This is a genomic window from Mesorhizobium sp. M0998, from assembly GCF_040318885.1.
Lineage (GTDB): Bacteria > Pseudomonadota > Alphaproteobacteria > Rhizobiales > Rhizobiaceae > Mesorhizobium.
Window position 1 is genome coordinate 24887 of the sequence record NZ_JAMYND010000017.1, and the last position, 25653, is coordinate 50539.

Consider the following 25653-nt stretch of genomic DNA (forward strand, 5'->3'; position numbering starts at 1 on the left):
GCGGTGCGGAAATTCTTCACCAGCCTTTTTGCCTTCTTTCTTTCCGGTTTGGCGGGCGGATTGGTGGCGCAGTGGCTCGCCGTCGCCACCAATGCCGACGTAGAGTACATCCTTGTATTCATGATCTCGGCTCTCGTCACCGTCCTCGTGACGGTCGCGTTCTTCATCGCACAATTCATGTCGGACCCACGACGGGCAACAAAGCTGACGGCGACCATAGGGGTAGCGTTTTTTGTGCTCGTTGGAGTTGCCCTGATCGGCTGGACTTTCTCCCAGCCCCCAGGCAAGAGCCAGTGGTCGGGCGATCTTCCCGTAGTCGCAGGTCTCGTCCTGCCAGGCATCGCTACGGTGCTGGTCCAGTGGCTTTTCGTGCGCTGGCGATTGGCGCGCTCGCAACCGGGTTTCGGCGGGGCAGGCACATGAAGACGGTCCTCTGCTACGGCGATTCGCTTACCTGGGGCTATGACGCGGCAAACCTCGGCCGGCATCCGCTGGAAGATCGCTGGCCGAGCGTGCTGCAGGCGGCATTGGGCAGCGGCGTCGAGGTCATCGCCGAAGGCCTGAATGGCCGAACCACCGCCTTTGACGATCACTTGGCCGGAGCGGACCGCAATGGCGCAAGGCTGTTGCCAACCATCCTGACGACGCACGCACCGATCGACTTGATCGTCATCATGCTCGGAGCCAACGATATGAAGCCGTGGATTCACGGTAATCCGGTCGCGGCCAAACAAGGCATGCAACGCCTGATCGACATCGTGCGCGGTCACGATTACCCGTTCGATTGGCCGGCGCCGCAGATCCTGATCGTCGCGCCGCCCGTAGTCAGCCGCACGGAAAACGCCGAGTTCAAGGAAATGTTCGCCGGCGGCGATGACGCGTCAAAGCGGCTGGCGCCGCAATATTCCGCCCTTGCCGACGAGGCCGGCTGCGGCTTCTTCGATGCCGGCACGGTAGCCAAAACCACGCCGCTCGACGGCGTCCACCTGGACGCAGAAAACACGCGGAACGTCGGGCAAGCGCTGGCGCCGCTCGTGCGCCTCATGTTGGAATTGTGAAGGAGAAAGCCGTGGCTGAGAACTACGACGTCATCATCATCGGCTCCGGCCCCGGCGGCTATGTCACTGCAGTGCGTTCGGCCCAGCTTGGCTTCAAGACGGCGATCGTCGAGCGCGAGCACTTGGGCGGCATCTGCCTCAACTGGGGCTGCATTCCGACCAAAGCGCTGCTGCGCTCCGCCGAGATCATGCACTATTCGGATCATCTGAAGGACTACGGCCTGAAGATCGATGGCAAGGTCAGCGTCGACACAGCCGCCGTCGTCGATCGCTCGCGAAAGGTCTCGCTGCGGCTCAACGGCGGCGTCGGCTTCCTGATGAAGAAGAACAAGGTCGACGTCATCTGGGGCGAAGCCAAGCTGACCAAACCTGGCGAGATCGTCGTGTCGAAATCGTCGAAAAAGCCGATGGAGCCGCAGCCGCCGGCGCCCAAGGGCGTCAAGGGCGAGGGCACCTACAGCGCCAAGCACATCATTCTGGCGACCGGAGCGAGGCCGCGCGCATTGCCCGGCATCGAGCCGGACGGCAAGTTGATCTGGACCTATTTCGAGGCCATGGTGCCGAAAGAGATGCCGAAATCGCTGCTGGTGATGGGCTCGGGCGCCATCGGCATCGAGTTCGCCTCGTTCTACCGCACCATGGGCGCCGAGGTGACGGTGGTCGAACTGCTGCCGGCTGTGATGCCGGTCGAGGACGCCGAGGTCTCGAAATTCGCGCAGAAGCAGTTCGAGAAGCAGGGCATGAAGATCATTCTAGAAGCCAAGGTGACCAAGGTCGAGCAGGGCACTAACTCGGTCACGGCGCATGTCGAGATGAAGGACGGCAAGGTCGAGAAGATCACCGCCGATCGTATGATCTCGGCCGTCGGCGTACAGGGTAACATCGAAAACCTCGGCCTCGAGACGCTCGGCGTGAAGACGGACCGCGGTTGCGTCGTCGTCGACGGCTACGGCAAGACAAATGTGCCGGGCGTCTACGCCATCGGCGACGTTGCCGGACCGCCGATGCTCGCCCACAAGGCCGAGCATGAGGGCGTGGTCTGTGTGGAAAAGATCGCCAATTTCCCCGGCGTGCATGCCATCGACAAGCTGAAGATCCCGGGCTGCACCTATTGCAATCCGCAAGTCGCCTCGGTTGGACTGACGGAAGCTAAAGCGAAAGCCGATGGCAAGGACATCCGCGTCGGCCGCTTCCAGTTCGCCGCAAACGGTAAGGCGATTGCGCTGGGCGAAGACCAAGGTTTCGTCAAGACCATTTTCGACAAGAAGACCGGCCAGTTGCTGGGTGCCCACATGGTCGGCGCAGAAGTAACCGAACTGATCCAGGGCTTCGTCGTGGCGATGAATCTGGAGACCACCGAGGAAGAGCTGATGCACACGATCTTCCCGCACCCGACGCTGTCGGAGATGATGAAGGAGAGTGTACTCGACGCCTATGGCCGCGCACTGAATGCATGATAAATTAGTTGGGCGAGTCTCACACGGAAGACACAGAGGAACTCGACGGCAGAGCAATTCGTTTCGCAGGCATCATCCATCATACAAGGAGAGGGCATATGGAAATGAACGGCGTGGGCTGGGTTGCAGCCATCATCATCGGCGGCCTGGCGGGATGGCTCGCCGAGATGGTCATGAAGAGCAATACCGGCATCCTCATGAACATCGTTCTCGGCATTGTCGGCGCAATAGTGTTGAATGCCATCTTGCAGGCCCTGAACATCGGCATCTTCGGCGTCGGCTGGATCGCCTATCTGATCACCGGCTTCATCGGTGCCTGCATTCTGATTGCGGTCGGACGACTGGTGCGCCGCTAACCTCTGTCGGCACTTGCTATGCGAAAAAGGCCACCGCGGCATGCGTGATCGCGGCCTTTTTCTTTTCGCCGAAAAGTCCTAGATGACGTGGGTAGAGCGAGCGCTGGACAAGCGCTTGCCAATGAGCCGGGTTTCACATGGTCACCGTCCTCGACACGATTGCCAATGCGCCGCGCCTGCGGCATCCCGAAAAGGCGCACAAGCCGGATCAGGACGTACTGCGCAAGCCTGACTGGATCCGCGTCAAGGCGCCGATGTCGAAAGGCTATGCCGAGACGCGCGAAATCGTGAAGTCCCACAAACTGGTGACGGTTTGCGAAGAGGCGGGCTGCCCCAATATCGGCGAGTGCTGGGAGAAGAAGCACGCCACCTTCATGATCATGGGCGAGATCTGCACGCGGGCCTGCGCCTTTTGCAATGTCGCCACTGGCATCCCTACCGCACTCGATCCCGACGAGCCGGCGCGTGTCGCGCATGCGGTCAAGCAGATGGGCTTGAGCCATGTCGTCATCACTTCCGTCGATCGCGACGATCTCGCCGACGGCGGGGCCCAGCATTTTGCCGATGTCATCCGTGCGATCAGGGCAGCGACCCCATCGACTACGATCGAAATCCTGACGCCCGATTTCCTGCGCAAGGACGGTGCGCTGGAGATCGTGGTGGCGGCCAGGCCGGATGTTTTCAACCATAATCTCGAGACCGTGCCGTCTAACTATCTGACGGTTCGGCCGGGCGCGCGCTATTTCCACTCGATCAGGCTCTTGCAGCGGGTCAAGGAGCTTGACCCCTCGATCTTCACCAAGTCCGGCATCATGGTCGGCCTTGGCGAGGAGCGGAACGAAATTCTGCAGCTGATGGACGATTTGCGTTCGGCCAATGTCGACTTCATGACCATCGGCCAATATCTGCAGCCGTCGAAGAAGCACCATCCGGTGATCCGCTTCGTCACGCCGGAGGAATTCAAGTCCTTTGAGACGATCGGCAGGACCAAGGGCTTCCTGCTGGTAGCGTCGAGCCCGCTGACGCGCTCGTCGCACCATGCCGGGGACGACTTTGCCAGGTTGCGCGCGGCGCGCGAAGCGTTTCTCAAAAAGTCCGCCTAACACTGGTTTTATGCCACAATTCGAAGCCCATCGCCGCGTTGCGCATACGCCGGAGCAGATGTTCGCTCTGGTCGCCGATGTCGAATCCTATCCGCAATTCCTGCCGCTTTGCGAGGCACTGACGGTTCGCTCACGCAAGGAACGCGACGGGCGCACCTTGCTCATCGCCGACATGAGCATCGGCTACAAGGCGATCCGCGAGACCTTTACCACGCAGGTGCTGCTGAAGCCGGACGAGAACGCCATAGATGTCAAATACATCGACGGCCCTTTCAAATATCTGAGCAATGTCTGGCGCTTCGACCCGGCGGACGGCGCTGGTTGCAACGTCTGCTTCTTTATCGACTACGAGTTCAAGAGCCGCATTTTGGGTGCGTTGATGGGAACCATGTTCGACCGCGCCTTCCGCATGTTCTCCGAGGCGTTCGAGAAACGGGCCGAAATCATCTACGGCGCGCCATCGACGGCCTGATCCGCAGCGAGCGCGCGCAGACCCAGTTCAAGCGCATGACGGACCGTCTCCCGGCGGATGAAATCACGGCCCTTGTCGGCGAACAGCTGGCATTCGCTGACCACCGGCCGGCCAGCCACGGCAACGCCGAACCAGACCAGGCCGACAGGTTTTTCCGCAGAGCCGCCGTCCGGACCGGCGATGCCGGTCACCGCCAGGGCGAGCCCGGCCGGCGAATGCGCCAAGGCTCCGGCCGCCATCTCCACCGCAGTCTCGCGCGAGACCGCGCCGTGCGCCTCGAGTGTAGCGGCCGAGACGCCGAGCATCTCGCTCTTGGCCTGGTTGGAATAGGTGATGAAGCCGCGATCGACCACCGCGGAAGAGCCGGCGATGTCGGTCAGCGCGGCGATGATCATGCCGCCGGTGCAGCTCTCCGCCGTCGCCAGCATGATGCCGCGCTGCTGGCAGGCCTGAAGCAGGGCATCTGCGAGATCGCTATTGCTCACTCGGGGACATCCCCTGGAAACACAACGCTGGCGGTCGCGATGGCCGCTATGCCTTCCTCACGGCCGACGAAGCCGAGCTTCTCATTGGTTGTCGCCTTGATCGAGATGCGATTGCGCGAAATTCGCAGCATTGCCGAAAGCGCTTCGGTCATCGCCTCGCGATGTGGGCCGACGCGCGGCGCCTCGCAGATCAGGGTGATGTCGGCGTTGGCGATGCGCCCGCCGCGCGCGCGCACCAGCTTCACCGCGTGTTCGACGAAGATGCGTGAAGCGGCCCCCTTCCACTGCGGGTCGGAGGGCGGGAAATGCGTGCCGATGTCACCGGCGCCGCAGGTGGCCAGCAGGGCGTCGGTCAAGGCATGGAGACCGACATCGGCATCCGAATGGCCGGATAACTTCCTGTCGTGTGGAATGGCGACGCCGCACAGGGTGACATGGTCGCCGGGCTCGAACGCATGCACGTCATAGCCATTGCCGGTTCGGATGTCGGGAAAACGTGGGGCGCTGGAAAGCCGCTGATCCGCCATTGCAATATCCCGTGCCCAGGTCAGTTTGACATTATCCGGCGAGCCGGGAACGATCTTCACCGGAATATGCGCCCATTCGGCGATTGCCGCATCGTCGGTGAAATCCGCTTTGCCCAGATGATGAGCCTTTTCGTGCGCAGCCAGGATCGGCCAGAACGGAAAGCCTTGCGGTGTCTGTGCGGCATGAAGCCCGGCCCTGGACACGGTTTCGCCGATCATGCCTTCGGCCGTTTCGCGCTTGAGCGTATCGGCAACCGGCAAGGCAGGCAGTGCCCCCTGGCGCTCGCCAATGGCGGCGATCGTGCGGTCTATCAGTTCCGCATCGACAAACGGCCGGGCCGCATCATGGATCAAGACCCGGCCCGGCGCATTGCTTCTCAACGCCAGCAGTCCAAGGCGGACGGACTCCTGCCGTGACGTACCGCCAGTCACCGCGACGACACGGTCGGCGTTCGCGCCGGCGGCGCGGCGGAAAAGCGCGTCGTCTTCGGCATGTATAGCAACGACGACAGCTCCAATTTTCGGATGCGTCAGAAAGGCGTCGAGCGTGCGTGCGATAACGGCGCCGCCGCCAATCTGCTGGTACTGCTTCGGCCCATTGGCCTGTCCGGCGCGCGCGCCGCGGCCGGCGGCAACGATGACCACCGCGACCTTGTCGTCCGCAGCTTGCTTTTCGCTCACATCTCTCATGCCGAGACGCTTAGCGCATGATCCCGAAAAGTGGTATCGCTTTCGGAAGACCTAGGATTGATGCTATCCGGCGATCCTTTTTTCCCAAATGCGCCTTAATGTCACGACATTGCGCGTTGCACATTGCCGCCGTTCTGGCTAGAGAATGTGCAGCAACCGAAGGTGCTTGGTTTTTGTGCATGCCTGATGTGACCAAATTGGCTTCGCCGCTGGATGTGGGTGGCGTGAGAATCCGCAATCGCGTATTTCTCGCGCCCATGTCGGGCATCACCGACGAACCGTTCCGGCAACGCGCCCATGCGCATGGCGCCGGGCTGGTCGTATCGGAAATGGTGGCGAGCGGCGAGCTTGCAAAGGGCAGGGCTGGTTCCGGCCTGCGCATCCGTCATTCCGGGCTGCCTGTCCACATGGTCCAGCTTGCCGGCCGTGAGGCGGCGCACATGGCCGAGGGCGCGCGAATCGCAGCCGGCGAAGGCGCCGACATCGTCGACATCAACATGGGCTGTCCGGCCAAAAAGGTGACGGGCGGCTATGCCGGTTCGGCACTGATGCGAGATCTCGACCACGCGCTGTCGCTGATCGAAGCGGTAGTCGGCGCGGTCGACGTGCCGGTCACGGTCAAAATGCGGCTCGGCTGGGACGAAGGCGCGCTCAACGCGCCAATGCTGGCGCGACGCGCCGAGCAGGCCGGGGTGATGATGGTGACGGTGCATGGCCGCACACGTTGCCAGTTCTATCAGGGCAGGGCCGACTGGCGTGCCATCGCACGCGTCAAGCAGGCCGTCTCGATCCCTGTGGTTGCCAATGGCGATGTCGGCTCGCCGGCAGAGGCTGCGTCGATCCTTGACCAATCCGGCGCCGACGCGGTGATGATCGGCCGTGCGCACTATGGCGCGCCGTGGACCGCCGGCAGCATTGTAGCGGCCGCGCTGGCCGAGCCGGTATCCGGCATGCCGGAAAGCCCGCAAGCGCTGACCGATTACGTCATTGCCCATTACGAAGACATGCTGACGCTCTATGGCGTGGAAAGCGGATTGCGCCAGGCGCGCAAGCATCTCGGCTGGTATCTCGACCGCCACGCCGCCACAAGCGACGACCGGCGCAAGGCCATACTCACGTCTTTCGAGCCTGGGCGCGTCATAGCCTTGCTGCGCGACGTATTTTCGAGCGCTCCCGAAGCGGCGAACCTGCGGAGTGCGGCATGAACGCCACCGTCACACAGAGCACGGATATGGCGGACGCCGCGCATATTGTGCTCAACACCATTCGTCGGCCGGTGATCATGGTCGATCCGCAAGGCTTCATCACCTTCGCCAATGCCGATGCCGAGGATTTTTTCCGTTCGAGCGCCACGATGCTCGCCCGCAACACGCTGCACAAGCTCATTCCTTTCGGCAGCCCGCTGCTGACGCTTGTTGACCAGGTGCGCGAGCGCCGGGCGCCAGTCAACGAATACCGGGTGGACGTGTCGTCGCCGCGGCTCGGCATCGAGAAGGTGGTCGATCTCTACGTCGCGCCTGTGACGGAATTTCCAGGCTCCGTCGTGGTAATGTTCCAGGAACGCTCAATGGCCGACAAGATCGACCGGCAGATGACGCATCGCGGTGCGGCGCGCTCGGTCACCGGCCTTGCCGCGATGCTTGCCCATGAGATCAAGAACCCGCTGTCCGGCATTCGTGGTGCCGCGCAGCTGCTTGAACTGTCGGCGTCCGACGAGGATCGCGCACTGACCAGGCTGATCACCGACGAGACCGATCGCATTGTCTCGCTGGTCGACCGCATGGAGGTGTTTTCGGACGAGCGGCCGATCGACCGCTACCCCGTCAACATCCATGTCGTGCTCGACCATGTCAAGGCAATCGCCAAGAACGGTTTTGCCAAGCGGATCAAGATATTGGAGGATTATGATCCATCATTGCCTCCGGTTTTTGCCAATCGCGACCAGCTCATCCAGGTCTTCCTCAATCTGGTAAAAAATGCCGCCGAGGCGATCGGCAGCGATCCACAGGGCGAGATCATGCTGTCGACCGCCTTCCGCCCGGGCATTCGCGTTTCTGTGCCCGGAACGCAGGACCGCGTGTCGCTGCCATTGGAATTCTGCGTGCGTGACAACGGTTCGGGTGTCTCCGAAGATATCCTGCCGATCCTGTTCGATCCCTTCATCACCACCAAGCCGAACGGCTCCGGTCTCGGTCTGGCGCTGGTCGCAAAGATCGTCGGCGAGCATGGCGGCATCATTGAATGCGAATCGACGCCGCGCGGGACCACCTTCCGTATCCTGATGCCGGCATGGAAAGAAACCCAGTTTGGCACCGACGACGACGGTGAAGGAGACCGCAAATGACCGTTCGCGGCAATATTCTCGTCGCTGACGACGATGCGGCCATCCGCACAGTCCTCAACCAGGCGCTTTCGCGCGTCGGTCACGACGTGCGCGTCACCTCCAATGCCTCGACGCTGTGGCGCTGGGTGGCGGCGGGCGAGGGCGATCTGGTCATCACCGACGTTGTCATGCCCGACGAGAACGCCTTCGACATGCTGCCGCGCATCAAGAAGGCGCGACCGGAACTGCCGGTCATCGTCATGAGTGCGCAGAACACGTTCATGACCGCGATCCGGGCCTCCGAAACCGGAGCCTATGAATATCTGCCGAAACCGTTCGACCTGACCGAGCTGCTCAACATCGTCAACCGCGCGCTTTCCGAACCGCGGCGGCCGAAGATCGATACGCGTGCCGACGAGCCGCCTGAAACGATGCCGCTGGTCGGCCGCTCGGCGGCCATGCAGGACATCTACCGCATGCTGGCGCGCATGATGCAGACCGACCTGACGGTGATGATCTCGGGCGAATCGGGTACCGGCAAGGAACTGGTGGCGCGCGCGCTGCATGAATATGGCCGCCGCCGAGGCGGTCCCTTCGTTGCCATCAACATGGCGGCGATCCCACGCGACCTGATCGAATCGGAACTATTCGGGCACGAGAAGGGCGCCTTTACCGGCGCACAGAACCGCTCCACTGGCCGTTTCGAGCAGGCCGAAGGCGGCACGCTGTTCCTCGACGAGATCGGCGACATGCCGATGGAAGCGCAGACGCGGCTGCTGCGTGTGCTGCAGCAGGGCGAATACACCACGGTCGGCGGCCGCACGCCGATCAAGACCGACGTGCGCATCGTCGCTGCCACCAATAAGGACCTGCGCACGCTGATCAATCAGGGGCTTTTCCGCGAGGACCTGTTCTACCGCTTGAACGTTGTGCCGCTCAGGCTGCCGGCGCTGCGCGAGCGATCGGAGGACATTCCGGACCTCGTCCGGCACTTCTTCAAGCTCGGCGCCAGTGAAGGCCTGCAGACCAAGCGCATTTCCACCGGCGGCATCGAGCTGATGAAGCGCTACCCATGGCCGGGCAACGTGCGCGAACTCGAAAACCTCATCCGCAGGCTGGCCGCACTGTATTCGCAGGACGAGATTTCCGCCGAGATCATCGAGGCGGAGTTGAAGACCGGTGAAAGGCCTGTCGTTCCAGGTGGCGGCAACCTCATTCCCGACGACCTTTCCATCGGCCAGGCGGTGGAGCATTTCCTGCAACGCTATTTTGCCTCGTTTGCCGGCGACTTGCCCCCGGCCGGGCTCTATCAGCGAATCCTCTCCGAGGTCGAATACCCGCTGGTCCTCGCCTCGATGACCGCAACGCGCGGTAACCAGATCAAGGCTGCGGAATTGCTGGGGCTCAACCGCAACACGCTGCGCAAAAAGATTCGCGAACTCGGCGTCAACGTCTACAAATCGTCCAGGCAGGTCTAGACGAATCCCTTTACGAGCGCTTTCCAGGGGATCGATTGCCGAAAGATTTCCGTCTCGGCCACACTTGTTGCATAATCGCCACAATGCGTTGCATACATCCGACGCAATCACTGGCTCTAGACGGCGACATGGCCCTGCACGCACCGACACTGAGCAAATCGCTTTTCAGCAATACGGGCGCGCGAGACGGTCGCCGGCTGCTTGCGCTGCCGGGCGTGGTCGCCATTGCCGGCGCGCTGGTGACGGCGGCGATCTCCTTCGCCATTCTCGTTGGCGCCACGCCGATCACGCCCGACGCAAGGACGACGCTGGCGCTGATTGCGCTTAATGCGGCGTTCGTGCTGTTTCTGATCTTGCTGGTCGGCCGCGAGGTGCATCGCATCCTGATGGCACGACGGCATGGCAAGGCTGCGTCGCGCCTGCATGTGCGCATAGTGGCGATGTTTGCGCTAGTCGCGGCCATCCCCGCGATCATGGTGGCGATCATCGCGTCGATCACGCTCGACATCGGCCTCGACCGCTGGTTCGAGATCCGCACCAAGACGATCGTCAATTCGTCGTTGTCTATCGCTGACGCCTATGTGCAGGAAAACGCGCGAAATCTTCAGGGCACGACGTTGTCGATGGCTTACGACCTCGACGCTTCGCGCACGCTTTACGGCCTCGATCGTACCGGTTTTCTCGACCTCATGAACAAGGAGGCGGTGGGACGCTCGCTGGCGCACGCCGCACTCATCAAGCCCGATGGTTCCTTCGTTATGAGCGCCAAGACCGACGCGGACTTTGCCATGCCGGAGCCGCCTGAGGGCGCCGTGGCAAGCGCTGCCGACGGCAAGCCGGTGCTGATAGAACCGCGCACCCGCAACATCATGGGTGCCATCGTCAAGCTGCGCGAGATCGACGGCCTCTATCTCTACACCATCCGCCTCGTCGATCCCGAGGTGATCAAGGCGCGGCAGATCGTCAAATCCAACACCGCCGAATATCGCGGTCTCGAAGACAATCGCCGCACCTCGCAAGTGGCTTTCGCGCTTCCCTATCTGTCGCTGACGCTGATCATCATCCTGTCCGCCATCTGGACCGGCATTGCGGTGGCCGACCGCCTGGTGCGGCCGATTCGTCAGCTCATCGGCGCGGCCGATGAGGTCGCTACCGGCAATCTCGACGTAGCCGTGCCTGTCCGCCCCTCCGACGGTGACGTCGCCTCGCTCGGCGACACCTTCAACAAGATGCTGATGGAGCTGAAATCGCAGCGCAACGAGATCCTGTCGGCCAAGGATTTGATCGACGAGCGGCGGCGCTTTTCGGAGGCGGTGCTTGCCGGCGTCACCGCCGGGGTCATCGGCGTCGATCCATATGGCATCGTCACCATCGTCAACCGTTCGGCCGAAACGATGCTGGCCATATCCGCCACGGCAGCGCTTGGGCAGAACCTTTCCGCCGTGCTGCCGCATGTCGGCCGAGTCTTCGAGATCGGCCGCAAATCGGGCAAGCCGGTCTATCGCGAACAGGTCACCTTCTATCGTGCCGGCACCGAACGGACCTTCAACGTGCAGATCACGATTGAAGCCGGCGACGACGGTTCGGAGGATAAATCCTACGTCGTGACAGTCGACGACATTACCGATCTGGTCCAGGCACAGCGTTCCTCTGCATGGGCCGACGTGGCGCGGCGCATCGCCCACGAGATCAAGAACCCGTTGACGCCGATCCAGCTTTCGGCCGAGCGCATCAAGCGCCGTTACGGCAAGGTCATCACCGAGGACCGTGAGGTTTTCGATCAATGCACCGACACCATCATCCGGCAAGTGGAGGACATCGGCCGCATGGTCGACGAGTTCTCGGCGTTCGCCCGCATGCCGAAACCGGAAATGAAGGCAATCGATCTGCGCGATTCGTTGCGCGAGGCCTCGTTCCTGGTCGAAGTGAGCCGCGCCGACATCACCTTCGAGCGCGTCTTCGGCAATGAGCCGCTCAAAGGCACGTTCGACAGCCGGCTGATGGCGCAGGCTTTCGGCAACGTCATCAAGAATGCTGCCGAAGCCATCGACGGACTTGATGCAGAGGATCGTCCGCACGGCATAATCCGGATTCAAGCCGGGCGTCAGAATGGCGCGATTCGAATCGACGTCATCGACAACGGCAGGGGCTTGCCGCGCGAAAACCGGCAGCGCTTGCTCGAGCCTTATATGACGACACGCGAGAAAGGCACCGGGCTTGGCCTCGCTATCGTCAAGAAGATCGTGGAGGACCATGGCGGGCGACTCGAATTGCACGATGCACCAGCGGACTTCCACGATGGGCGGGGCGCAATGATCAGCATCATCCTGCCGGTTGCCGCCACCGTTCCGATGCGCGGCGAGGGCAAGACGGAACACGAAAAAGAAACTGAAAAGGTCGGTAATGGCGTCTGATATTCTCATCGTCGATGACGAGGAAGACATCCGCGAACTCGTCGCCGGTATCCTGAGCGACGAAGGTCACGAAACACGCACGGCGTTTGACGCCGACAGCGCGCTGGCGGCAGTTGCCGACCGGGCACCCAGGCTGATCTTCCTCGACATTTGGCTGCAGGGCTCGCGGCTCGATGGCCTGGCTTTGCTGGACGAGATCAAGACGATGCACCCGAACCTGCCGGTCGTGATGATCTCGGGCCACGGCAATATCGAAACGGCGGTCTCGGCCATCCGCCGCGGCGCCTATGATTTTATCGAAAAGCCGTTCAAGGCCGACAGGCTGATCCTTATTGCCGAACGGGCGCTTGAAACGTCCAAATTGAGACGCGAGGTTTCGGATCTCAAGCTGCGCAGCGGCGAGACTTTCGACCTTATCGGCATGTCGTCGGCAATGAGCCAATTGCGCCAGACCATCGAGCGCGTCGCGCCGACCAACAGCCGCGTCATGATCATTGGCCCCTCCGGCTCGGGCAAAGAACTGGCGGCGCGCGCCATCCACGCGCTCTCAGCGCGCAAGAGTGCACCGTTTGTGACGCTGAGCGCCGCCAACATCACCCCAGAGCGTATGGAGATCGAGCTGTTCGGCACCGAATCGAACGGCGTCGAACGCAAGGTCGGTGCGCTGGAGGAGGCCCATCGCGGCATTCTCTACATCGATGAAGTGGCCGACATGCCGCGCGAGACGCAAAACAAGATCCTACGCGTGCTGGTCGAACAGCAGTTCGAGCGGGTAGGGGGCACCAAGCGGGTCAAGGTCGACGTGCGCATCGTCTCGTCGACCTCGCAGAACCTGGAAGCCATGATCGCCGACGGCCGTTTCCGTGAGGACCTTTATCATCGCCTGGCCGTGGTTCCGGTCATGGTGCCGGGACTGGCCGAGCGTCGCGAGGACATTCCTTATCTGGTCGACAATTTCATGAAGCAGATCGCCCGCCAGGCCGGCATCAAGCCGCGCCGCATCGGCGACGACGCGCTGGCGGTGCTGCAGGCGCATAACTGGCCGGGCAACGTTCGCCAGTTGCGCAACAATGTCGAGCGGCTGATGATCCTGGCGCGCGGCGACGATGTCGATGCGCCGATCACCGCCGATCTCCTGCCTGCCGAGATCGGCGACGTCATGCCGCGCACTCCAAACAAATCCGATCAGCACATAATGGCGCTGCCGCTGCGGGAAGCGCGCGAACAATTCGAGAAGGACTATCTGATCGCCCAGATCAACCGTTTTGGCGGCAATATCTCGAAGACGGCAGAGTTTATCGGCATGGAACGCTCTGCATTGCACCGCAAGCTGAAGTCGCTGGGCGTCTGACAGCCAAACCAGTCGTGGCCCACGCAATTATCGGTTACGGCGGTCTTGGAATCGCATAAGAAAGCTGGACTTCTTTCAGGGGTTAGCCATGCCGCGCATTGCGTATGTGAACGGGCGCTACGTCGCTCACGCCGAAGCTTCCGTGCATATCGAGGACCGTGGCTATCAATTCGCCGACGGCGTCTACGAGGTCTGCGAGGTGGCACGAGGCTTCATCGTCGACATGCCCCGCCATCTCGCCCGATTGAACCGCTCACTTGCCGAACTCTCGATCGATTGGCCGATCACGCGCGGCGTGCTGCCGCTCGTCATGCGCGAGGTGGTGCGCCGCAACCATGTCGTCGACGGCCTGGTCTATGTCCAGGTGACACGCGGCGTCGCCAGCCGCGAGTTTTTCTTCCCGCCGGCGGAGACGAAGCCGTCGCTGGTGGTGACTGCCAAAAAAGCCGATCCTGCAGCTGCCGCGAAGCGGGCCGAGAGCGGGATCCGGGTTATCACAGTGCCGGAGAACCGGTGGGATCGGGTCGATATCAAGTCGGTCGGCCTGCTGCCGAACGTGCTGGCCAAGCAGAAAGCCAAGGAAGCCGGCGCTCAGGAGGCCTGGTTCGTCGATGTCGACGGCACCGTCAAGGAAGGTGGATCGTCGAACGCCTGGATCATCACCGGGGATGGCGTGCTGGTGACGCGGCCGGCCGAGCACGGCATCCTGCGCGGCATCACCCGTACGACGCTGTTCGACGTGGCCGCCAAGCTCGGCCTGACGATCGAGGAGCGCGGTTTTTCGGTGGCCGAAGCCAAGGCCGCGCGCGAGGTTTTCATCAGCTCCGCGACCACGATTGCCATGCCGGTGGTGGCGATCGATGGCGCTCCCGTCGCCAACGGCCACCCGGGCTCGATAACAGTTTCATTACGGCAGGCCTTTTTTGACGTTGCGGAAAAAAGTCCAGCCTGATAACCGCACAGATGGAATGAACATCAATATATCTCGTTCTGCTTGTCGTTACTGACGGCAAGATGGTGTTTGCGTGCTTGACATGTGCCGGCTAATTTGGCGCATTGGCCTGCAAACCGAAGGGGATCGGCGAAAGACAAGAACAATGGCGGAACGATCGCAAAATCTTCAGGACCTGTTCCTGAATTCAGTTCGCAAGAGCAAAAATCCACTCACCATCTTTCTCATCAACGGCGTGAAGCTGACCGGCGTGGTCACTTCGTTCGACAATTTCTGCGTTCTGCTGCGTCGCGACGGCCATTCCCAGCTTGTCTACAAGCACGCTATTTCCACGATCATGCCGAGCCAGCCGGTTCAGATGTTCGATGGTGAGGAAAGCCAGGGCGCCTGATTGGCGCGTGAGAAAGACGCGGACCGCCGCGTTCGCGGAAAACCAGCACATCAGACCGGGACAGAGGCCAACGGCCCGACCCGGGCGGTGGTAATCGTGCCGGTGCTTACCCGGCAGCCGCGTGGCGACGACGACACCAACCGCCCCCGCCTGACCCGTTCCGCCGAGGCTCGTCGCGACGAGGCCGTCGGCCTCGCCAGCGCCATCGACCTCGACCTGGTCCACACGGCGGTGGTGACCGTCAACGATCCACGCCCGGCGACCTTGCTCGGCAGCGGCAAGGTGGCGGAGTTCGCTGAGATCGTCAAAGAGGGCCACGCGGAAGTGGTCATTGTCGATCATCCGCTGACCCCGGTACAGCAGCGCAACCTCGAAAAAGAGTTGAACGCCAAGGTGCTCGACCGCACCGGGCTGATCCTGGAGATTTTCGGCGAGCGCGCCCGCACCAAGGAAGGCACGCTGCAGGTCGATCTTGCCCATCTCAACTACCAGAAAGGCCGCCTTGTGCGGAGCTGGACCCACCTCGAGCGCCAGCGTGGCGGCGCCGGCTTTCTCGGCGGCCCTGGCGAGACCCAGATCGAGTCGGATCGGCGTGTGCTGCAGGACAAGATCACCAAGCTGAAGCACGAGCTCGAAACTGTGCGCCGCACCCGCGACCTGCACCGCGCCAAGCGCAAGAAGGTGCCATTTCCGGTAGTGGCGATCGTCGGCTACACCAATGCCGGCAAGTCGACTCTGTTCAACCGGCTGACCGGAGCAGGGGTGCTGGCCGAAGACATGCTGTTTGCCACGCTCGACCCGACGCTGCGCCGCGTGCGTCTGCCGCACGGCACGCCGATCATCCTTTCCGATACGGTCGGCTTCATTTCCGACCTGCCAACGCATCTGGTCGCGGCCTTCAGGGCGACGCTGGAGGAAGTGGTCGAGGCAGACCTCGTCATTCATCTGCGCGACATCTCCGATCCCGATACGGCCGCGCAGGCCGAAGATGTCGAGCGCATCCTTGCCGATCTCGGCGTCGATGCCCGCGATAGCAAGCGCGTCATCGAAGTATGGAACAAGATCGACCGGCTCGACGAGGGCAACCGGGCGCGGCTGCTTGCCGATGGTGCTGACGGCAAGAAGGCACCGCCGATCGCCATATCGGCGGTAACCGGCGAGGGCATCGATGCGCTGAAGGCGATCATCGAGACGATGATGTCGGGCGAACTGGAGACCTTCACCGTCACACTCAAGCCCGACCAACTCGGCGTCGTCGACTGGCTTTACCGCAACGGCGACATCATCTCGCGCGACGACAATGAGGATGGCAGCGTGACCATCGCGCTCAAGGCCACGCACAGCGCCCGGCAGGAGATCGAAAGCCGATTGCGCCGTCAAAACAACGGGTAGGGGCGTTTACTTCGCGCTTTTTGCCTGCTGCCAGAGCGCTTCCATCTCGTCCAGCGTTGCCTCTTCGAGGCTGTTTCCCGACGCTTGCAGCGTCCGCTCGACATAGTGGAAGCGCGACCGAAATTTTTCGTTGGTGCCGCTGAGTGCCGCTTCGGAATCAATTTTGAGGTGCCGGCCGAGATTGACGACCGCAAACAGCATGTCGCCGAACTCATCCTTGATCGGCGCGCTGTCGCCTTTGGCCAGCGCTTCGCGCAATTCGCCAATCTCCTCCTCGATCTTATCGAGGATCGGTGCCGCCTCGCTCCAGTCGAAGCCGACGCGGGCGGCCTTTTCCTGCAGCTTGAGCGCCCGGGTCAGCGCGGGCAGGGCGACTGGCACGCTGTCGAGAAAGCCCTTGCCATGGTCTTCCGGGTCGAGCCCACGGGCGAGGCGCGCACTGCGCTTCTCCGCCTTTTCCTCTGCCGTGATCTTTTCCCACATGCCCTTGGCCATGCTGGCGCTGCGCGCCTTGTCGTCGCCGAAGACATGGGGGTGGCGGCGGATCATTTTTGTGGTGATGGCCAGGACCACATCGCCGAATGAAAATTCGCCGGCCTCCTCGGCCATTTGCGCGTGGTAGACCACTTGCAGCAGGAGATCGCCGAGTTCATCCCGCAGATCGTCCAGATCGCCACGCGCAATGGCGTCCGCCACTTCGTAGGCTTCCTCGATCGTGTACGGCGCGATTGTCGAAAAGTCCTGCTCGATATCCCACGGGCAGCCGGTTTCCGGCGCCCGCAGCGCTGCCATGATCTCGATCAGTCGGGAAATGTCTTTCGAGGGTTTCATCTGGGAAACGCTATCCTGTACACGGCTGTGCCAACGGCTTCAGCCGGTGAGGGCGCCTTGTCCACAGACGGGCCGCCAGACCATGATACGAAAGTGGAAGCCGGTTTCCGGAAGATCCTAGTTAGCAAAAGCATCAGTCGAGCACGGAGACTATCGCCTTGGCGAGCGCATCCATGCCGTCCTCGGGCAGGCCGGCAACGTTGATGCGGCTGTCGCCGACCATATAGATGGCATGCTCGGCGCGCAGCCGCTCGACTTGCGCCTCCGACAGGCCAAGCCGGGAAAACATGCCGCGATGGCTGGCGACGAAATCGAAACGGTCGGAGTTGGACTGCCGCCGCAGCGCCTCGGCGAACTGGACGCGCAGCCGCAGCATGCGCAGCCGCATCTCTTCAAGCTCTGCCTCCCAGTCGGAACGCAATGCGGGGTCTTCAAGCACGATGCGCACCGCCGCCGCGCCGTGGTCCGGCGGCATCGAATACATGGCGCGCGCCGCCGACAGCATCTGGCCCATCGCCAAATCCGCCTGCGCGCCACCTTTCGCCATGATCAGCGCTGCACCGACTCGGTCGCGATAGACGGCAAAGTTCTTCGAGCAGCTGGAGGCAACGACCATTTCCGGAACTTTTGCCGCCAGAAGACGCAAGCCGGCGGCATCCGCATCAAGTCCCTCGCCAAAGCCCTGATAGGCGATGTCGACAAAGGGCAGCAGGCCGCGCTCAACGACAAGATCGGCAATGGCAGCCCATTGCGAGATGTCTAGATTGGCGCCTGTCGGGTTATGGCAGCAGCCATGCAACAATACGACGTCGCCAGGATTCGCGGTTCTCAATGCATTCAGCATGTCGTCGAAGCGAACCGCACCAGAAGCAGCGTCGAAATAGGGATATTCGCGTGTCTGCAGGCCAGCGGCGCGCATCACCGGCATGTGGTTCGGCCAGGTCGGATCCGACAGCCAGACCATCGCGTCGGTGCGGGTCCTTTTCAGCAGCTCTGCTACCAGCCGCAGCGCGCCGGAGCCGCCTGGCGCCTGCGCCGCACGAATGCGCGTCATGTCGGCGGCTGGGCCGAACACCAACCTGGCCATCGCCGCGTTGAAGGCGGTATCGCCGGCAAGGCCGAGATAGGTCTTGGTATCCTGGCCCTGCAACAGCCGCTTTTCGGCTTCGCGCACCGCGCGCATCACCGGCGTCTTGCCGTCGCGATCCTTATAGACGCCGACCCCAAGATCGACCTTGTCGGGACGCGGGTCGGCGCGATAGAGGCCGATCAAGGCCAGGATCTTGTCGGCAGGCGCGGGCTGGAGATTTTCGAACATCGATAAGGTTCCGTTGGCGGCGGAGTGATACGCAAACCGGCCGTGCTTTGCCAGCAGTTTCATATGCGCCAACTCGGCGCCGGTTTGCCTCGAAGGCGGCCGATACTATCTGGCGGGCGAGAGCGGGCCCGATATCTCCCAGGACGAGAACGCGGCGAGCCGTAAGAAAATTTCGGGGAGAGCGGGATTAACATCCCGACCTGCTCCGTAAACAGGACATGAAACGGCCGATGCCACGCTTCGATATTCTGGGACAGCTCGGTTCGCTGCGCCGCTATGCACGCTCGCTGACGCGCGACAGCGCCGATGCAGAGGATCTGGTGCATGATGCGCTGGTGCGTGCCTATGAGCGACGCGGCAGCTTCCGCTCCGGCGGAAATCTTCGCGTATGGCTGCTGTCGATCGTCCATAATGCATTCATCGACGGTCTGCGGTCCCGCAAATCCGAAGCAATGCGCATCGAACAGGCCGGCTATCTCGCCGAGGCGAATGTCCCGGCGCCGCAGGAACATTCGGTCCGTCTGGCGCAGGTGCGCGAAGCGTTTTTCGAATTGCCGGAGGAGCAGCGTTCGGCGTTGCATCTCGTCGCCATCGAGGGGCTTAGCTACAGCCAGGCCGCTGAGGTGAGTGGCGTGCCGCTTGGCACGCTGATGTCGCGCATCGGCAGGGCGCGTGCGGCCCTGCGCGAGATGGAGGACGCGGTGCCGGCACGCGCGAAAGGCCATCTGAAGATCGTCGGAGGTGGATCATGAACCAACTGCGCGATCCCGTCACCGACACTGATCTCGACGCCTATGTCGACGATCAGCTGGACGTGGCTCGTCGCATCGAGGTCGAGGCGTTCCTTTCGGCCCGCCCGGACGCGGCCGCGCGGGTGATGTCCGACTTACGGATGCGTGACGAATTGCGCGTGGCGCTTGCCGGATCGAAAGGCATGGCGCGGCCCGCGACGGCCGATGCTGCACGGCGGCTGGAGCGGGGATTGGCGCGCGGCCGCGTCCTTGGTGCTTTGCAGCGAGCTGCGGCAGTTGCTGTCTTCGTCGCTGCCGGCTGGCTTGCGAACGGGCTCATCGGACCGATATCGGTGACGGAAGTCGTCGCTTCGACCCATCCGCCGGCCTATGTGGAGGACGCGGTCCGGGCGCACCGCACGACGCTCGTGCGCGAGGCGATGTCGTCGCAACCCGAAGCACCCGGCTACAATGCCGACGAAATCCGCGCCGCGACGGCGATCGTGATGCCATCGCTGCCGGCGGACTGGACGGTCCGTGACGTGCAGATCTATCCATCGCAATTCGGACCGAGCGTCGAGATGGCTGTCGAGACGAAAGAGATGGGGCTGGTCTCGTTGTTCGCGATCAGGCCCGGAACATTCGACGTCGTCAAGCCGACCGTCGTTCCCTCGGGCGAAGTTTCCTCGGCTTATTTCCAGATCGGCGAGGTCGCCTACGCGGTCGTCGGACGCAGCGATGTCGGCGGTCTCGATCGCACGGCCGAAGCGCTCGCCAAAACGCTTTACTGATCGACCTGCAAGAAGGAGAACCACATGAACAATCTCGGATATATCGGGGCCGGAGCCCGAGCCGGAGCCGTCTACGATGAAGGCCTGCGCCGGCACATGCTGCGCGTCTATAACTATATGGGCCTTGGCCTCGTCGTTACGGGCGTGATCGCGTTCGTGGTGGCTTCCACGCCCGCTCTTTACGTGCCGATCTTCTCCACACCGCTGAAATGGGTGGTGATGCTGGCCCCGCTGGCCTTTGTGCTCTTGTTCTCGTTTCGGATGCAGGCGATGTCGGCAGCCGGCGCCCAGGCGATGTTCTGGGCATTCTGCGCGGTCATGGGCCTGTCGCTGGCTTCCGTGTTCCTGGTCTTTACCGGCACCAGCATCGCACGCACCTTCTTCATCGCCGCCACCATGTTCGGCGCGACCAGCCTTTACGGGTACACGACCAAACGCGACCTGACGCAGTTTTCGTCGTTCCTGATCATGGGCCTGATCGGCGTGGTGATCGCCAGCATCGTCAATATCTTCCTGGGCTCGACCGCGCTCCAATTCGCGATCTCTGTGATCGGCATCGCCGTCTTCACAGGCCTCACCGCCTGGGATACCCAGACGATCAAAGAGCAGTATGCGGAAAACTTCGGCGCGGAATCACAGCAGAAACTCGCTGTCTTCGGTGCATTCTCGCTCTATCTGAACTTCATCAACATCTTCCAACTGCTGTTGAACTTCACCGGCGAGCGCGAATAGCCGGCGTTGAACCAAGACCGGAGTTGGACATCATGGACAGAAACGATCAGCAAGCGATCGGACAGCTCTTCGAGAAGTTGGCAAGCGCCGAGCGCCAGGCGCCCCGGCGCGATGCCGAAGCAGAGCGCTTCATCCAGGACCAGATCACCCAGCAGCCTGGGGCGCCATATTACATGGCCCAGACGATCGTGGTGCAGGAGCAGGCCCTGAACGCAGCTCAGGCGCGCATAGAAGAACTGGAGGAGCAGGCGCGGCAGCCGGCCGGCGGTGGACCGCTCAGCGGCTTCTTCGGCCGCAGCGGCGGCAGGCGCTCAGGCTCGGTGCCGCGGGTAGGGCGCACCGCCTCCGTTGCAACTGAAGGGCCGCAGGACACGCCACAGCGGGCAGGCGGCGGTTTTCTTGCCGGCGCCGCGCAGACCGCGATGGGCGTGGCGGGCGGCGTGCTGCTCGGCAACGCGATCGCCGGCGTGTTTGGCGGCAGCGAAGCGAAGGCAGGTGAACAGCCGACGCCGCAGCCGGACGAAGCCGATCAGGCAGGCGATGCCAGCTCCGACAATGGCGGTGACTTCGGTGATATGGAGTTCTGACGAGCGACCCAGACTGTGCCTGTACCGGCGCTGGGGACGATTGCGGGTAAGCATAGGCGAGATGGCGAGGGCAACATCCGGGAAGCGAGCCCTCGCCGGCGGCTAATAACCCAGGCGCTTCAGTTCAGCCTTGACCGCTGCGATCGTCTTGAAGCGGAAGTGCTTCGTTGTGCCGTCGCGCCAATGGCAGTCGCATGTGGCGTCGAACTTCCGGCTCGCTTTCAATTGAGTCAGCGCCTTCTGGCCTGGCTTGGGGCCATCGAAGATGCGAACTTCGTAGAGCGTCCCTTCGACATCGTAGTGCATCTGAGCCCAGGAAAGTATCACGATCAGTTCCTTTGCCGGGTCGTGGTCGGCGTTGGCGAGGCCGAGCGCGATGTCCGGTGTGTCGCCCTCTTGTTCACCGAGCGTGACCTGGATTGCGCGATATCTGTTGTCAGCTAGCCGTTGCAGCGCGACGAGCGGGCGTTCCGGATATTCCTCGGCGGTCTGGTAATCGACGAAGAGTGTCTGGAGGCCGTTCCAGCTCACGGCTGTGGTGTGCGGATCAGCATTGTCGGCGAACCCAACAACACGTTTGGCGAAAGCCAGGTCGTTCTCGCCTGGCGTACGACTGACATCCTGAGCTCGCGCATCGGTGAGCGCGCAGGCGAGGGTGAGGGCAAGACCTGCAAGCAGCGGAAGCGTCTTCATGATTCGCAATCCTAGCATGCCCGTTGCCCCACAGCGCTGTTGCGAATGTCTAAGAGTGAACGGTCTAATCTCGCCGCCAACGGATGCTATAGCCTTTAGTCGCATAAGATAGATTATGGAACTGGCGTAGCCGATTGGATGTGCGTGAAGATAGCACTCCGCGAGATCCAAACCCGGGAACCCAGCCGTAAAAACCTCGCCCTTCACGCTGATTCGTAAGGGATTTCGATCGTCATGCCGTCATAAGCAGGCTCGACGTTGGCCGGCGTCTCGGCCATTACCGTGGCGTAGTCGAGCGGAACATGCATATGCGTCAGCACCGCGTTCTTCGGCGCCAGTCCTTCGATCCAGCCAAGCGCCTGGCCAAGCGACAGATGGCTCGGATGGACGGTGTATTGCAGCGCGTCGATGACCAGCATGTCCAGCCCGCGCAAACGCTTGGCGGTCGCCTCCGGAAAGTCGCTGACGTCAGGGCAATAAGCCAGCCCGCCGATGCGGAAACCCAGCGAGGTGATGTCGCCATGGAGCTGCAGCAGCGGTTCGAGGGTGAGGGCGCCGCCCTCGCCTTCGATCACCACCGGCCTGTGGTGGTCGATGATATGGGCGTTGACGATCGGCGGATACGAACTGCCTTTCGGTGTTTCGAAACAGTAGCGGAACGCCTCGCGTAGGCGCAGCATGGTAGCCTGATCCGCATGGATGTCGATCCGGTGGCGCTGCTCGAGCACGAAGCCGCGCAAATCGTCGATGCCGTGGATATGGTCGGCATGCGGATGTGTATAGACCACCGCATCGATGCGCTTGACCGATGCCAGCAGCATCTGCTCGCGGAAATCCGGGCCGGTGTCGATGACGACCGTGGTCCGGGCGCCACTCGCCGCGATCCGCTCGACGAGCGCTGCGGTGCGCGTGCGCCGGTTCCGGGGGTTCGCGGGATCGCAATTGCCCCAGTCGCCTGTGATGCGTGGCGTGCCCGGCGATGAGCCGCAGCCGAGGACGGTAAGACGTAACCGGTCGCTCATGCGTCAGGCGCCCGGCGCGCTCGGGCGCGGCATTTTCCTGAACAGCCGGAAGAAATTATCCGTGGTGATGTCAGCGATCTCGGCATCGCTGACGCCGATCGTCTCGGCCAGCACCTTGGCTGTATGCGCGACATAGGCGGGCTCATTGCGCTTGCCGCGAAACGGGATCGGCGCCAGGTATGGCGCGTCGGTTTCGACCAGCAGACGGTCGCGCGGCACATCGGCGGCGACGGCGCGCAGCTCGGCGGAGTTCTTGAAGGTCAGGATGCCGGAAAACGAGACGTAGCCGCCGAGCGCCACGCCGATTTCGGCCAGCCGACGCCCCGACGAAAAACAGTGCAGGATGAAGGGGAAGGCGCCCTTCCCTGTCTCTTCTTCGAGGATATCAGCCATGTCATCGTCGGCGTCGCGCGAATGGATGACCAGCGGCAGACCGGTCACGCGCGCCGCGGCGATGTGGGTGCGAAAGCCCCGCGCCTGTGCGTCGCGCGGCGCATGGTCGTAGAAATAGTCGAGCCCGGCCTCGCCGATCGCCACCACTTTGCGATGAGCAGAGAGCCGCACCAGATCATCGACAGTGACGTCAAGCTCTTCGGCCGCATTATGCGGATGGGTGCCGACCGAGCAATAGACATCATCGAAAGTCTCTGCAATCTCAAGCACTTGGTTAAATCGCTTCACCCTCGTCGAGATCGTCACCATTCGGCCGATGCCGGCCGCTAGGGCGCGGGCGACGATGGCCGCCCGCTCTTCGGCGAAATCCGGAAAGTCGAGATGGCAGTGACTGTCGACCAGCATCAGGCGCTTGTACCCGTTTGCTCGACATAGCGTGGAAATACCGGTTCCGGCGCCGGCAGCGGCGTACCGGATACCAGCGAATGGCCTTCCGCGACATGCTCGAAATTACGGCTGCCGGCCGGCACCGCCAAAAGGTCTAGCAGCTTTGCCGCCGACTGCGGAATGAAGGGCTGGCACAGCAACCCGACACGCCGGATCACCTCAGCGGTCGTCCACAGTACCGTTTCCATGCGCGCCGGATCGGTCTTCTTCAGTGCCCATGGCTCCTGCCCGGCGAAATAGCGGTTGGCTTCGGCCACCACGCCAAAGATCGCCGCCAGAGCAAAGTGGATGCCCTGGTCGGCCATCGTCCTGCGCGCCGTGACAAGGGCGGTATCTGCCTGATCGAGGATCGCTTTGTCGGCATTGCTCAATTCGCCGCGCTTAGGCACCACGCCGCCGCAGTTCTTGGCGATCATGGACAGCGAGCGCTGCGCCAGATTGCCGAGATCGTTGGCGAGGTCGGCATTGGTGCGGTTGACGATTGCATCATGGCTGTAGCTGCCGTCCTGGCCGAACGGCACTTCGCGCATGAAGAAATAGCGCACTTGGTCGAGGCCGTAGTGCTCGATCATCGCGAACGGGTCGACGACATTGCCGACCGACTTCGACATCTTCTCGCCACGGTTGAACAGAAAACCATGCGCAAACACGCGCTTCGGCAATTCGATGCCGGCCGACATCAGGAATGCCGGCCAGTAGACCGCGTGGAAGCGGATGATATCCTTGCCGATGACGTGGACGTTCGCCGGCCAGAAAGACCATCTCTCATTGGTCGGATCCGGATAACCGGCGGCGGTGATGTAATTGGTTAGGGCATCGACCCAGACATACATCACATGCTTCTCATCGCCGGGCACCGGCACGCCCCATTTGAATGTGGTGCGCGAGATCGACAGATCCTTCAGGCCGGATTTGACAAAGCTGATGATTTCATTGCGCCGCTCCGCCGGTCCGACGAACTCGGGGCTGTTCTCATAGAGCGCGAGCAGTCTGTCCTGATAGGCGGAAAGGCGGAAGAAATAGCTCTCTTCCTCGGTCCATTCGACAGGCGAGCCGAGCGGTTCGCGGCGCACGCCGTCGTCACCGACCTTGGTTTCGGCCTCGTCGAAATAGGCTTCCTGCCGCACCGAATACCAGCCACTGTAGCGGTCGAGGTAGATGTCGCCATTCTCAGCCATGCGCGTCCAGATCGCCTGGCAGGCCTTGTAATGACGCTCTTCGGTGGTGCGGATGAAAACGTCGTTCGAGCAACCGGTCGCTTCGAGCATCGAGCGGAAGATCGCCGAGTTGCGATCGGCAAGCGCTTTCGGCGTCAGGCCTTCGGCGTCCGCCGTCTGCTGCATCTTCAAACCGTGCTCGTCGGTTCCCGAGACGAAGAAGACGTCCTTGCCATCGAGCCGCTGGAAGCGGGCCAGCGTGTCGCTGGCGATGACATTGTAGGCATGGCCGATATGCGGCTTGCCGTTCGGATAGAAAATCGGCGTCGTGACGTAGTATTTTTCGCGTGCCATGGATGAGCCGTCATGAATGTCTGAATGAAAGATGTCGCGGTGAGATATCGCATCGAAACGACAATTGCCATCCGACGCCAATGTGGTCGGTTTCGAAGTTCCTGCGATTGATTGGGATCAACACTCAGGGGCTTCAAAGCCACGCCAG

26 protein-coding genes are annotated in these 25653 nt (G+C 62.2%); 18 read left to right on the forward strand and 8 right to left on the reverse strand.

The window, feature by feature from the left end; genetic code table 11:
• The first annotated feature begins 3 nt into the window (after window positions 1-3).
• The 6 genes from NKH59_RS17620 (at window position 4) to NKH59_RS17645 (ending at window position 4446) form a co-directional block, all read left to right on the forward strand.
• Window positions 4-423, forward strand: coding sequence for a hypothetical protein (locus tag NKH59_RS17620; protein WP_352705511.1), 420 nt, complete (start codon window positions 4-6; stop codon window positions 421-423).
• Window positions 420-1058 carry an SGNH/GDSL hydrolase family protein gene (locus tag NKH59_RS17625; RefSeq protein ID WP_023675083.1) on the forward strand — a complete coding sequence of 213 codons (639 nt, stop codon included), beginning with the start codon at window positions 420-422 and terminating at the stop codon, window positions 1056-1058. Before NKH59_RS17620 ends, NKH59_RS17625 begins: the two co-directional genes overlap by 4 nt.
• 11 nt (window positions 1059-1069) lie before the next feature.
• The gene (gene lpdA, locus NKH59_RS17630) at window positions 1070-2515 is read left to right on the forward strand and encodes a dihydrolipoyl dehydrogenase (protein ID WP_352471838.1); all 1446 of its coding nucleotides are present in this window, start codon (window positions 1070-1072) and stop codon (window positions 2513-2515) included.
• 98 nt (window positions 2516-2613) lie between these two features.
• Window positions 2614-2871 carry a GlsB/YeaQ/YmgE family stress response membrane protein gene (locus tag NKH59_RS17635; RefSeq protein WP_023675081.1) on the forward strand — a complete coding sequence of 86 codons (258 nt, stop codon included), beginning with the start codon at window positions 2614-2616 and terminating at the stop codon, window positions 2869-2871.
• Window positions 2872-3008: 137 nt separating this feature from the next.
• Window positions 3009-3974, forward strand: a complete 966-nt coding sequence (gene lipA / locus NKH59_RS17640; RefSeq protein ID WP_352471839.1) for a lipoyl synthase — start codon at window positions 3009-3011, stop codon at window positions 3972-3974.
• A gap of 10 nt (window positions 3975-3984) precedes the next feature.
• The gene (locus tag NKH59_RS17645; RefSeq protein ID WP_352471840.1) at window positions 3985-4446 is read left to right on the forward strand and encodes a type II toxin-antitoxin system RatA family toxin; all 462 of its coding nucleotides are present in this window, start codon (window positions 3985-3987) and stop codon (window positions 4444-4446) included.
• Here the strand turns inward: NKH59_RS17645 and NKH59_RS17650 are convergent.
• Together NKH59_RS17650 and NKH59_RS17655 are read right to left on the reverse strand one after the other, a co-directional pair.
• Window positions 4422-4931 (reverse strand): CinA family protein, encoded by a 510-nt coding sequence (locus NKH59_RS17650; RefSeq protein ID WP_353022614.1) that lies wholly within the window; start codon window positions 4929-4931, stop codon window positions 4422-4424. The genes NKH59_RS17645 and NKH59_RS17650 overlap by 25 nt on opposite strands.
• A complete protein-coding gene (locus NKH59_RS17655; protein WP_353022616.1) occupies window positions 4928-6148 on the reverse strand; it encodes a bifunctional 2-C-methyl-D-erythritol 4-phosphate cytidylyltransferase/2-C-methyl-D-erythritol 2,4-cyclodiphosphate synthase in 1221 nt (406 codons plus the stop codon). The genes NKH59_RS17650 and NKH59_RS17655 overlap by 4 nt, the downstream gene beginning before the upstream one ends.
• A gap of 179 nt (window positions 6149-6327) precedes the next feature.
• Here NKH59_RS17655 and dusB point away from each other — a divergent pair, with 179 nt between their 5' ends.
• The 8 genes from dusB (at window position 6328) to hflX (ending at window position 16449) form a co-directional block, all read left to right on the forward strand.
• Window positions 6328-7353 carry a tRNA dihydrouridine synthase DusB gene (gene dusB, locus NKH59_RS17660; RefSeq protein WP_353022618.1) on the forward strand — a complete coding sequence of 342 codons (1026 nt, stop codon included), beginning with the start codon at window positions 6328-6330 and terminating at the stop codon, window positions 7351-7353.
• On the forward strand, window positions 7350-8492 hold the full coding sequence (locus NKH59_RS17665) for a two-component system sensor histidine kinase NtrB (protein WP_023675075.1): 1143 nt from the start codon (window positions 7350-7352) through the stop codon (window positions 8490-8492). The genes dusB and NKH59_RS17665 overlap by 4 nt, the downstream gene beginning before the upstream one ends.
• Window positions 8489-9949 (forward strand): nitrogen regulation protein NR(I), encoded by a 1461-nt coding sequence (gene ntrC, locus NKH59_RS17670; RefSeq protein WP_023675074.1) that lies wholly within the window; start codon window positions 8489-8491, stop codon window positions 9947-9949. Before NKH59_RS17665 ends, ntrC begins: the two co-directional genes overlap by 4 nt.
• Before the next feature lie 128 nt (window positions 9950-10077).
• The gene (locus tag NKH59_RS17675) at window positions 10078-12363 is read left to right on the forward strand and encodes a sensor histidine kinase NtrY-like (RefSeq protein WP_352471844.1); all 2286 of its coding nucleotides are present in this window, start codon (window positions 10078-10080) and stop codon (window positions 12361-12363) included.
• Window positions 12353-13714 carry a nitrogen assimilation response regulator NtrX gene (gene ntrX, locus NKH59_RS17680; protein WP_352471845.1) on the forward strand — a complete coding sequence of 454 codons (1362 nt, stop codon included), beginning with the start codon at window positions 12353-12355 and terminating at the stop codon, window positions 13712-13714. The genes NKH59_RS17675 and ntrX overlap by 11 nt, the downstream gene beginning before the upstream one ends.
• 88 nt (window positions 13715-13802) lie before the next feature.
• Window positions 13803-14666, forward strand: a complete 864-nt coding sequence (locus NKH59_RS17685) for a D-amino-acid transaminase (RefSeq protein ID WP_352682711.1) — start codon at window positions 13803-13805, stop codon at window positions 14664-14666.
• A gap of 145 nt (window positions 14667-14811) precedes the next feature.
• Window positions 14812-15057 carry an RNA chaperone Hfq gene (hfq, locus tag NKH59_RS17690; RefSeq protein ID WP_006202172.1) on the forward strand — a complete coding sequence of 82 codons (246 nt, stop codon included), beginning with the start codon at window positions 14812-14814 and terminating at the stop codon, window positions 15055-15057.
• The gene (gene hflX / locus NKH59_RS17695) at window positions 15058-16449 is read left to right on the forward strand and encodes a GTPase HflX (protein ID WP_353022620.1); all 1392 of its coding nucleotides are present in this window, start codon (window positions 15058-15060) and stop codon (window positions 16447-16449) included. It abuts the gene before it with no gap.
• 6 nt (window positions 16450-16455) lie between these two features.
• Here the strand turns inward: hflX and mazG are convergent, their stop codons facing one another.
• Both mazG and NKH59_RS17705 read right to left on the reverse strand, forming a co-directional pair.
• Window positions 16456-17280, reverse strand: a complete 825-nt coding sequence (gene mazG / locus NKH59_RS17700; protein WP_353022621.1) for a nucleoside triphosphate pyrophosphohydrolase — start codon at window positions 17278-17280, stop codon at window positions 16456-16458.
• Window positions 17281-17413: 133 nt separating this feature from the next.
• Window positions 17414-18598: an amino acid aminotransferase gene (locus NKH59_RS17705; protein WP_352928686.1), complete on the reverse strand. Its 1185-nt coding sequence runs from the start codon at window positions 18596-18598 to the stop codon at window positions 17414-17416.
• Between the two features lie 218 nt (window positions 18599-18816).
• Between NKH59_RS17705 and NKH59_RS17710 the strand changes: the two genes are divergently transcribed.
• The 4 genes from NKH59_RS17710 to NKH59_RS17725 are packed head-to-tail and all read left to right on the forward strand — an operon-like array spanning window position 18817 to window position 21439.
• Window positions 18817-19350, forward strand: coding sequence for a sigma-70 family RNA polymerase sigma factor (locus NKH59_RS17710; protein WP_502896504.1), 534 nt, complete (start codon window positions 18817-18819; stop codon window positions 19348-19350).
• The gene (locus tag NKH59_RS17715; protein WP_352471852.1) at window positions 19347-20120 is read left to right on the forward strand and encodes an anti-sigma factor family protein; all 774 of its coding nucleotides are present in this window, start codon (window positions 19347-19349) and stop codon (window positions 20118-20120) included. Before NKH59_RS17710 ends, NKH59_RS17715 begins: the two co-directional genes overlap by 4 nt.
• 24 nt (window positions 20121-20144) lie before the next feature.
• Window positions 20145-20852, forward strand: coding sequence for a Bax inhibitor-1/YccA family protein (locus NKH59_RS17720; RefSeq protein WP_353022623.1), 708 nt, complete (start codon window positions 20145-20147; stop codon window positions 20850-20852).
• 32 nt (window positions 20853-20884) lie between these two features.
• Window positions 20885-21439 (forward strand): DUF2076 domain-containing protein, encoded by a 555-nt coding sequence (locus NKH59_RS17725; protein WP_353022625.1) that lies wholly within the window; start codon window positions 20885-20887, stop codon window positions 21437-21439.
• Between the two features lie 102 nt (window positions 21440-21541).
• Here the strand turns inward: NKH59_RS17725 and NKH59_RS17730 are convergent, their stop codons facing one another.
• The 4 genes from NKH59_RS17730 to metG all read right to left on the reverse strand — a co-directional run bounded on the left by NKH59_RS17730 (window position 21542) and on the right by metG (window position 25538).
• Window positions 21542-22132, reverse strand: a complete 591-nt coding sequence (locus tag NKH59_RS17730) for a hypothetical protein (RefSeq protein WP_352471855.1) — start codon at window positions 22130-22132, stop codon at window positions 21542-21544.
• Window positions 22133-22335: 203 nt separating this feature from the next.
• Entirely contained in the window at window positions 22336-23154 is an 819-nt protein-coding gene (locus tag NKH59_RS17735) for an MBL fold metallo-hydrolase (protein WP_352613605.1), read from the reverse strand.
• A 3-nt stretch (window positions 23155-23157) separates the two neighbouring features.
• Window positions 23158-23952, reverse strand: coding sequence for a TatD family hydrolase (locus NKH59_RS17740; RefSeq protein ID WP_352772834.1), 795 nt, complete (start codon window positions 23950-23952; stop codon window positions 23158-23160).
• Entirely contained in the window at window positions 23952-25538 is a 1587-nt protein-coding gene (gene metG / locus NKH59_RS17745; protein WP_352542029.1) for a methionine--tRNA ligase, read from the reverse strand. Before metG ends, NKH59_RS17740 begins: the two co-directional genes overlap by 1 nt.
• Between the last annotated feature and the right edge of the window lie 115 nt (window positions 25539-25653).

Bases quoted from the DNA above. Each gene is read 5' to 3' on its own strand.
- NKH59_RS17635 (WP_023675081.1), top strand. From the start codon at position 2,614: ATGGAAATGAACGGCGTGGGCTGGGTTGCAGCCATCATCATCGGCGGC.
- ntrX (WP_352471845.1), top strand. From the start codon at position 12,353: ATGGCGTCTGATATTCTCATCGTCGATGACGAGGAAGACATCCGCGAA.
- NKH59_RS17675 (WP_352471844.1), top strand. From the start codon at position 10,078: ATGGCCCTGCACGCACCGACACTGAGCAAATCGCTTTTCAGCAATACG.
- NKH59_RS17685 (WP_352682711.1), top strand. From the start codon at position 13,803: ATGCCGCGCATTGCGTATGTGAACGGGCGCTACGTCGCTCACGCCGAA.
- NKH59_RS17655 (WP_353022616.1), bottom strand. From the start codon at position 6,148: ATGAGAGATGTGAGCGAAAAGCAAGCTGCGGACGACAAGGTCGCGGTG.
- NKH59_RS17730 (WP_352471855.1), bottom strand. From the start codon at position 22,132: ATGAAGACGCTTCCGCTGCTTGCAGGTCTTGCCCTCACCCTCGCCTGC.
- NKH59_RS17665 (WP_023675075.1), top strand. From the start codon at position 7,350: ATGAACGCCACCGTCACACAGAGCACGGATATGGCGGACGCCGCGCAT.
- NKH59_RS17705 (WP_352928686.1), bottom strand. From the start codon at position 18,598: ATGTTCGAAAATCTCCAGCCCGCGCCTGCCGACAAGATCCTGGCCTTG.
- NKH59_RS17735 (WP_352613605.1), bottom strand. From the start codon at position 23,154: ATGAGCGACCGGTTACGTCTTACCGTCCTCGGCTGCGGCTCATCGCCG.
- NKH59_RS17645 (WP_352471840.1), top strand. From the start codon at position 3,985: ATGCCACAATTCGAAGCCCATCGCCGCGTTGCGCATACGCCGGAGCAG.
- NKH59_RS17720 (WP_353022623.1), top strand. From the start codon at position 20,145: ATGAACAATCTCGGATATATCGGGGCCGGAGCCCGAGCCGGAGCCGTC.
- NKH59_RS17715 (WP_352471852.1), top strand. From the start codon at position 19,347: ATGAACCAACTGCGCGATCCCGTCACCGACACTGATCTCGACGCCTAT.
- NKH59_RS17625 (WP_023675083.1), top strand. From the start codon at position 420: ATGAAGACGGTCCTCTGCTACGGCGATTCGCTTACCTGGGGCTATGAC.
- hfq (WP_006202172.1), top strand. From the start codon at position 14,812: ATGGCGGAACGATCGCAAAATCTTCAGGACCTGTTCCTGAATTCAGTT.
- ntrC (WP_023675074.1), top strand. From the start codon at position 8,489: ATGACCGTTCGCGGCAATATTCTCGTCGCTGACGACGATGCGGCCATC.
- mazG (WP_353022621.1), bottom strand. From the start codon at position 17,280: ATGAAACCCTCGAAAGACATTTCCCGACTGATCGAGATCATGGCAGCG.
- NKH59_RS17740 (WP_352772834.1), bottom strand. From the start codon at position 23,952: ATGCTGGTCGACAGTCACTGCCATCTCGACTTTCCGGATTTCGCCGAA.
- NKH59_RS17710 (WP_502896504.1), top strand. From the start codon at position 18,817: ATGAAACGGCCGATGCCACGCTTCGATATTCTGGGACAGCTCGGTTCG.
- lipA (WP_352471839.1), top strand. From the start codon at position 3,009: ATGGTCACCGTCCTCGACACGATTGCCAATGCGCCGCGCCTGCGGCAT.
- dusB (WP_353022618.1), top strand. From the start codon at position 6,328: ATGCCTGATGTGACCAAATTGGCTTCGCCGCTGGATGTGGGTGGCGTG.
- NKH59_RS17725 (WP_353022625.1), top strand. From the start codon at position 20,885: ATGGACAGAAACGATCAGCAAGCGATCGGACAGCTCTTCGAGAAGTTG.